The sequence below is a fragment of the Actinoplanes sp. NPDC051851 genome, assembly GCF_040681165.1.
Classification (GTDB): domain Bacteria; phylum Actinomycetota; class Actinomycetes; order Mycobacteriales; family Micromonosporaceae; genus Actinoplanes.
Genome location: NZ_JBFAYF010000053.1, coordinates 60,370 through 67,779, shown reverse-complemented (window position 1 = coordinate 67,779; position 7,410 = coordinate 60,370). Strand labels below are relative to the sequence as shown.

Sequence of the window (7,410 nt, the reverse complement as noted above, 5' to 3'; positions counted from 1 at the left end):
GGGGGGGTGGGGGGGGGTGTTTGGCCTCCCTGGGGGGCCCCGCTCCCCGGGCGGGGGGGGGCTTGGGGGTCTTCCGGGCGGCCCTCCCCCCCCCCGGCCCCCCCCCCGACCGGCCTGAGACACCCCGGATCGCCAGCCGGCCGGCCCGAGACACCCTGCACGCCAGCCGACTTCGGGCGGGCTTCACGGGCACGATCCGGACGGCAGAGAACCCGCGACCGTGGGTCGCGGGTTCGGGGACCGGGCGCCCGGCACGCCGTTGGGCCGGACGCCTGGAGATTGCCGAGAGCGGAGAGCCGGGCGGCGGGACACCACGCTGTGCACCCGCCGTCCGGAGCCTCAGCTCTTGCTGATCGCCTTGCGGTAGTCGCTGTTCAGGCGGCCGATCAGGCTCAGCGGGATGCCCTTCGGGCAGACCTGGGAGCACTCGCCCATGTTGGTGCAGCCGCCGAAGCCGGCGTCGTCCTGCGCCTGGAGCATGTCGATCACCCGGCTGTCGCGCTCGGGCTGGCCCTGCGGCATCAGGCCGAGGTGGGTGATCTTCGCGGCGGTGAACAGCATCGAGGAGCCGTTCGGGCAGGCCGCCACGCACGCGCCGCAGCCGATGCAGGTGGCCGCCTCGAACGCGGCGTCCGCGTCCTTCTTCGGAACCGGGGCGGCGTGGGCGTCCGGCGCGGTGCCGGTCGGGGCGCTGATGTAGCCGCCCGCCTGGATGATCTTGTCGAAGGCGGAGCGGTCGACGACCAGGTCCTTGATGACCGGGAAGGCGGCGGCGCGCCACGGCTCGACGTCGATCACGTCGCCGTCCTTGAAGTGCCGCATGTGGAGCTGGCAGGTGGTGGTGGCCTTCTCCGGGCCGTGCGCCACCCCGTTGATCACCATGCTGCACATGCCGCAGATGCCCTCACGGCAGTCGTGGTCGAACGCGATCGGGTCGTCGCCGTCGAGGATCAGCTTCTCGTTCAGGACGTCGATCATCTCGAGGAACGACGCGTCCGGCGAGATGTCCTTGACGTCGTACGAGACCATCCGGCCCCGGTCGCCGGAGTCGGCCTGACGCCACACCCGTACCTGAATGTCCATTACTTGTAGCTCCGCGTGCTCGGGTGGACGTACTCGAAAACGAGCTCTTCCTTGTGCAGGGTGGGCTTGCCGTCGGCGCCGAAGTACTCCCACGCCGCGGCGTAGCCGAACTCGTCGTCGTGGCGCAGCGCCTCGCCGTCCGGGGTCTGCGACTCGGCCCGGAAGTGACCGCCGCAGGACTCCCGCCGGTGCAGGGCGTCGATGCACATCAGCTCGCCGAGCTCGATGAAGTCGGCGACCCGGCCGGCCTTCTCCAGGTTCTGGTTGAGCTCCTCGCCCTTACCGGGCACCTTGACCCGGGTCCAGAACTCCTCCTTGAGCGCCCGGATCAGGCCGATCGCCTTGGTCAGGCCCTCTTCCGTACGCTCCATCCCGCAGTACTCCCACATGATGTGGCCGAGTTCGCGGTGGAAGGAGTCCACGGTCCGGTCGCCGTCGATCGAGAGGAACGTCGAGATCCGGTCCTCGACCTCCTTGCGGGCCGCGACGACGGCCGCGTCGTCCTGGCTCACCTTCGGGAAGGGCCCGGACGCGAGGTAGTTGTTGATCGTGTTCGGCAGCACGAAGTAGCCGTCCGCCAGGCCCTGCATCAGCGCGGACGCGCCGAGCCGGTTGGCACCGTGGTCGGAGAAGTTCGCCTCGCCGACCACGAACATGCCGGGGATGGTCGACTGCAGGTCGTAGTCGACCCAGAGGCCGCCCATCGTGTAGTGCACCGCGGGGTAGATGCGCATCGGCGTCTCGTACGGGTCGTCGCCGGTGATCCGCTGGTACATCTCGAAGAGGTTGCCGTACTTGGCCTCGACCGCCTTCTGGCCCAGGCGCTTGATGGCGTCCGCGAAGTCCAGGTAGACGCCGAGACCGCCGGGGCCGACGCCACGACCCTCGTCGCAGACGTTCTTGGCGGCCCGCGACGCGATGTCACGCGGCACCAGGTTGCCGAACGACGGGTAGATGCGCTCCAGGTAGTAGTCGCGCTCGTCCTCCGGGATGTCCGCGGCCTTACGCGTGTCCTTCTGCGCCTTCGGCACCCAGACCCGGCCGTCGTTGCGCAGCGACTCGGACATCAGGGTCAGCTTCGACTGGTGCGAGCCGGACTCCGGGATGCAGGTCGGGTGGATCTGCGTGTAGCAGGGGTTCGCGAAGTACGCGCCCTTGCGGTGCGCCCGCCACGATGCCGTGACGTTGCAGCCCTTGGCGTTGGTGGAGAGGAAGAAGACGTTGCCGTACCCGCCGGAGGCGAGCACCACGGCGTCCGCGAGCTCGGTGGTGATCTCGCCGGTGACCATGTCCCGGACCACGATGCCCCGGGCCTTGCCCTCCACGATGATCAGCTCGAGCATCTCGTGCCGGGTGTTCATCTCGACGTTGCCGAGGCCGATCTGCCGCTCCAGGGCCTGGTACGCGCCGATCAGCAGCTGCTGACCCGTCTGGCCCCGGGCGTAGAACGTCCGCGACACCTGGGTGCCGCCGAACGAGCGGTTGTCCAGCAGGCCGCCGTACTCGCGGGCGAACGGGACGCCCTGCGCCACGGCCTGGTCGATGATGTTCACCGACTCCTGGGCCAGGCGGTACACGTTGGACTCGCGGGCGCGGAAGTCGCCGCCCTTGACCGTGTCGTAGAAGAGCCGGTAGACGGAGTCGCCGTCGTTCCGGTAGTTCTTCGCGGCGTTGATGCCACCCTGCGCGGCGATCGAGTGCGCGCGGCGCGGGCTGTCCTGGTAGCAGTACGACTTGACGTGGTAGCCCTGCTCGGCCAGCGTCGCCGCCGCGGAGCCACCGGCCAGACCGGTGCCGACCACGATGATCGTCAGCTTCCGGCGGTTCGCCGGGTTGACCAGCTTCGCGGAGAACTTGCGGCGCTCCCAGCGGGTCTCGATCGGCCCGTCCGGCGCGGCCTTGTCGACGACCGGTTCGCCCTCGGCCCAGAATTCCGTGTCGGTCATGTCAGTCCACCAATCCGGTCATCACCGCGAACGGCACCGAGAGGTACCCCACCACCAGGACCGCGGCGAGCACGGCGGCGATCGTCTTGGCGCGCCGCTGGCCCTTCTCGGTCTGCTGGCCCAGCGTCCGGGCCGCGCTGAAGATCCCGTGCCACAGGTGGAAACCGACCGCCACGATCGCCAGGGCGTAGAAGAGCGTCACGTACCAGCGCTCGGGCGCGAAGTCCGCGACCACGTTGGCGTACGGGTGCTCGTGGTCCCCGTTCGGGTTCACCGTGCCGGTGGTCAGGTCGAGGATGTGGAAGACGATGAAGAGCAGCACGATCACGCCGCCCCAGCGCATGGTCCGGGCGGCGTAGCTGCCCTGGACCTTGGGCCGGTGCGCGTACTTGACCGGGCGGGCCCGCTTGGCCCGCAGGGTCAGCACCGCCGCGGTGTAGATGTGCGCGATCACGGCGACGGTCAGGACCGTCCGCTGGATCCACAGGTACCACATGTCCGGCAGCAGCGGCGTGCCGAGCGACCGCAGCCAGTGTGCGTAGTGATCGAAGTCGACCGCGCCCAAGAAGATCTTGAGGTTGCCGATCATGTGTACGTAGAGGAAGAGCACCAGCAGGATGCCGCTGACCGCCATGGTGATCTTCAAGATGATCGACGAGGGCCGGACCACCGTGCGCGGGGTGGGCGTTGCCGGCGCCCCCGCCGCGTTCTTGGTCTTGGGAATAGGAGTGTCTACCGCCACAACCTGGACGGTAGAAAGTCCCGATCCATTCGTCTAATGCATGAAGGGGGAGGTAGTCATAGCGATAGGCTATTAGTGTGCAGCTTCAACAACTACGGTACTTCCTGGCCGTGGTGGAGACCCGACATTTCACCCAAGCAGCGGATGAACTGGGCGTGTCGCAACCTACGTTGAGTAAGCAGATTCACACTCTGGAAGCCTCACTCGGCGCCCCACTCTTCGAGCGCGTGCGCGGCGCGGTCAACCTCACCGTCGCGGGCCAGACCCTCCTGCCCCTCGCGCAACGCATCGTCACCGACGCCGACACGGCCCGTGACGCCGTCCAGGACATCGTCGGTCTCCGGCGCGGCGAGGTCCGCCTCGGCGCCACGCCCAGCCTCTGCTCCTCCCTGGTCCCGGCGGTGCTGCGGACATATCGCACCGACCATCCGGACATCCGGCTGCACGTCTCCGAGGGCAGCTCGCCCGACCTGATCGCCGGGCTGCTGGCGCACACCCTGGACCTGGCGCTGATCGTCGCACCCGAGCAGGGCGTGGATCCCGCGTTGAGCACCACGGAGCTCGTACGGGAGAGCCTGGTGGTGGCATCCGTCGCCGCCGAGCCTCCGCCGACGGTGGCCCGGCAACTCGACCTGGCGGAGCTGCGCCACACGCCGATGGTGATGTTCCGCGAGGGCTACGACATCCGCGACGCCACCCTGCAGGCCTGCGAACGGGCCGGCTTCACCCCGAAGTTCGCGGTCGAGGGCGGCGAGATGGACGCGGTGCTCGCCTTCGTCGAGGCCGGGCTGGGCGTCGCCGTGGTGCCGAGCATGGTCCTGGCCAACCGTCCCCTGCTGCGCGCGACGCCACTGGCGCCGCCCGGCATGCGCCGGACGATCGCCCTGGCCCAGCGCCGGGTCGCGGTCCTGCCGCACGCCGCGGCCGCACTCCGCGAGGTGGTGGTCGAGCACATCGCCTCCGGCCGGCTTCCGTTCGGCGTACGGGCGCTGTAGAGCATCGGCGGGCATCACGGTCCACTTCGGGTAGTCAACTGTCTACAGTGCGTTTAGAGTCCCAGGGGTGTGGCATGGCGAGCTCCGGGACCCCCGGCTGGTACAGGTCTACGACGCCGAGTGTCCCTGGGGCTGGGAGGACGACTTCTTCATGGCGGTGCTCGCCGAGAAGTCCGCGCCCCGGGTCCTCGACATGGGCTGTGGCACCGGCCGGCTGGCCGTCGCGATGGCCCGGGCCGGTCACGAGGTCACGGCCGTCGACCCGTCCGGCCCCGCGCTGGAGGCCGCCCGCGCCCAGGAGGACGCCGACCTGGTGCACTGGATCCGCGCCGACCCCGACACCGCCGACCTGCCGGCGCGCACCTACGACACGGCGTTCCTGACCGGCTACGTGGTCCAGCGGTTCGCCGGAGACGACCACTGGGAGGCGGTGCTGCGCGCGCTGCGGCGGGCCCTGGTCACCGAGGGGCGGCTGGTCTTCCACGGCCGGGACCCGGCCGGCCGGGCGTGGGAGGACTGGCATTCCGGCAACACCCGCGCCGTCGTGCTCCCGGACGGCACGACGGTGACCGCGTGGACCGAGGTGACCGGGACCGACGAGCGCTCCGGGCTGGTCGCGATCACCAATCACTATCTCTTCGCCGACGGGCGGCGGCTCGCCGACCCGATCCGGCTGCGCTTCCGCACCGAAGCCGAACTGCGGGAATCGCTGCGCGCGGCGGGCTTCCGGGTGGACACGGTGTACGGCGGCTGGGGCCGGGAACCGGTCGGACTCGGCAGCGACGGCGAGCTGATAGTGATCGCCGCGGCGGCTCCCCGGCTGATGTCGTGAACGTGCCAGATCTGCCGGGAACCGTCGTCGAGGAATTGCGGCGTCCCGATCCCGGACTACTATCCGCACCCATCGGTGTCGACCTCTACGTGAGGTAGGTGGCATGCCCGACCTCTCCTACTCCGACCCCGTCCCACCGGACGGGGAGTACCCGGAGGTGCCCCCGTCCCGGACCAGGACCCTGCTGGCCGGGGCCCTCGTCGTGCTCGTCCTGGTGGCGGCCGGCGGCATCGCCTGGCGGCTGATGCGCAACGGCACCGGGGACTCGTCCGCGGCACCCGCCACACCGGTCACCACGGCGCCCTCGCCGAGCGCGTCGCCCTGCCCCGACCCGGAACTGCACGTCGCCGCCGCACCGGAGATCGCCCCGGTGATCCGGGAGGCGGCGGCCACCCTCACCCCGTCCGGGCAGCGCTGCGCCACCGTCGCGGTCGACGCCGAGGAACCCGGCGTGACCGCGGCCGCCGGCGATCGCCCGGACGTCTGGATCCCGTCCAGCAGCCTCTGGCTCAAGGTCGCCGCGGCGAAGGGCGGCGACTACACCGTCTCCGGCGACCCGCTCGGCTACTCCCCCGTCGTGCTCGCCGGCCCCGAGGCGATCAAGAGCGTGTACGCCCCCGGCGGCAGGACGAGCTGGGCCGGGCTGATCCAGGGTGCCGTCCAGAACAAGCTGCCCGTGGTGCAGATGCCCGACCCGGAGAAGACCACCACCGGTCTTCTCAGCCTGCTCGCCGTCCGCAACGCCGCCGCACAGGCCAGCACCGACGCGGGCATCGCCCAGCTGCAGGCGCTCACCCTGCGCAGTCGGCTCCAGGACGCCCAGGCCGACCCGACCCTGCTGCTCAGCAAGATGGGCGAGCAGGCCGACGCGACCAACTCCGTCTACGCCGTCGGCGTGTTCCCGTCGACCGAGCAGCAGGTCGAGGCGTACCGCGCGACCAGTCACCCGGTGCAGGTCGCCGGGGTCGTACCGGGAGACGGCAGGGTGGACGCGGACTATCCGTACGCGATCCGCAAGGGCGCGCCCACCGCCCTGGCCAAGAAGCTGCGCACCGCCGTCACCGAGGCGGCCATGGCCGACGCCGGCTTCCGCGACCGGCCCAGCACCGGCACGCTCGAACTGCCCGCCGACCCCACCGAGCTGCTCGGCGAGGCCCGGCAGTGGACCGGCTACCGCTCGCTCGCCTTCCAGGTCCTGCTGCTGATCGACGCGTCCGGCTCGATGAACCAGAAGATCACCGGCAACGACGGCCGGACCACCACCAAGGCCGCGCTGCTCCGCGAGTCCGGGGCCAGCGCCGCCCAGCTCTTCGGCGAGGACACCAGCATCGGCATGTGGTTCTTCGGCGGCGGCGACAGCGCGCACACCGAGGAGGTCGCCTTCGGCCCGATCTCCCAGGCCGTCGGCGGCAAGGCCCGGCGCGAGCTGATGGCCACGAAGATCGGCGGGTACCGACCGGTGACCAATGCGGGTACGCCGCTCTTCCAGACGGTCCTGGACGGTGTCGACGAGATGCGCGGGCACGTACGTGAGGGCACCGCCACGGTGGTCGTGGTCCTCACCGACGGGTCGGACGGGGGAACACGGTTCTCGATGTCACAGGCGACGTTCCTGAAGAAGCTGTCGGACGGGCAGGATCCGGCCAAGCCGGTGCCGGTGATCGCGGTCGGCTACGGGTCGGCGGCGAACACGACGTCGCTGCAGGCCATGGCGAAGGCGACCGGCGGCAAGGTGATCGGGGTGAAGAACCCCGCGGACCTGGCTTCCGGCATGGCCCAGGCGTTCCTGGCCGCCCACGCGGAGTGACCGCG

The 7,410-nt window shown here is 70.4% G+C and carries 6 protein-coding genes; 3 read left to right on the top strand and 3 right to left on the bottom strand.

What is annotated here, in order from left to right; all coding sequences use genetic code 11:
* Positions 1 to 339: 339 nt before the first annotated feature.
* Genes AB0M08_RS36425 through AB0M08_RS36415 form a run of 3 tightly spaced genes read right to left on the bottom strand, consistent with a single transcriptional unit; the run spans position 340 to position 3,699 of the window.
* Complete coding sequence (locus AB0M08_RS36425; protein WP_364503752.1) at positions 340 to 1,083, bottom strand: succinate dehydrogenase/fumarate reductase iron-sulfur subunit; 744 nt, start codon at positions 1,081 to 1,083, stop codon at positions 340 to 342.
* Positions 1,083 to 3,029: a fumarate reductase/succinate dehydrogenase flavoprotein subunit gene (locus tag AB0M08_RS36420; RefSeq protein ID WP_364503749.1), complete on the bottom strand. Its 1,947-nt coding sequence runs from the start codon at positions 3,027 to 3,029 to the stop codon at positions 1,083 to 1,085. Before AB0M08_RS36420 ends, AB0M08_RS36425 begins: the two co-directional genes overlap by 1 nt.
* Before the next feature lies 1 nt (position 3,030).
* Entirely contained in the window at positions 3,031 to 3,699 is a 669-nt protein-coding gene (locus tag AB0M08_RS36415; RefSeq protein WP_364503765.1) for a succinate dehydrogenase cytochrome b subunit, read from the bottom strand.
* A gap of 143 nt (positions 3,700 to 3,842) precedes the next feature.
* Here AB0M08_RS36415 and AB0M08_RS36410 point away from each other — a divergent pair, with 143 nt between their 5' ends.
* From AB0M08_RS36410 to AB0M08_RS36400, 3 genes are all read left to right on the top strand, one after another.
* On the top strand, positions 3,843 to 4,766 hold the full coding sequence (locus AB0M08_RS36410) for a LysR substrate-binding domain-containing protein (protein ID WP_364503762.1): 924 nt from the start codon (positions 3,843 to 3,845) through the stop codon (positions 4,764 to 4,766).
* Positions 4,767 to 4,833: 67 nt separating this feature from the next.
* Complete coding sequence (locus tag AB0M08_RS36405) at positions 4,834 to 5,598, top strand: class I SAM-dependent methyltransferase (RefSeq protein ID WP_364503746.1); 765 nt, start codon at positions 4,834 to 4,836, stop codon at positions 5,596 to 5,598.
* A 103-nt stretch (positions 5,599 to 5,701) separates the two neighbouring features.
* Positions 5,702 to 7,405 carry a substrate-binding domain-containing protein gene (locus AB0M08_RS36400; protein WP_364503743.1) on the top strand — a complete coding sequence of 568 codons (1,704 nt, stop codon included), beginning with the start codon at positions 5,702 to 5,704 and terminating at the stop codon, positions 7,403 to 7,405.
* Positions 7,406 to 7,410 lie beyond the last annotated feature (5 nt).

Bases quoted from the DNA above. Each gene is read 5' to 3' on its own strand.
- AB0M08_RS36425 (WP_364503752.1), bottom strand. From the start codon at position 1,083: ATGGACATTCAGGTACGGGTGTGGCGTCAGGCCGACTCCGGCGACCGG.
- AB0M08_RS36420 (WP_364503749.1), bottom strand. From the start codon at position 3,029: ATGACCGACACGGAATTCTGGGCCGAGGGCGAACCGGTCGTCGACAAG.
- AB0M08_RS36400 (WP_364503743.1), top strand. From the start codon at position 5,702: ATGCCCGACCTCTCCTACTCCGACCCCGTCCCACCGGACGGGGAGTAC.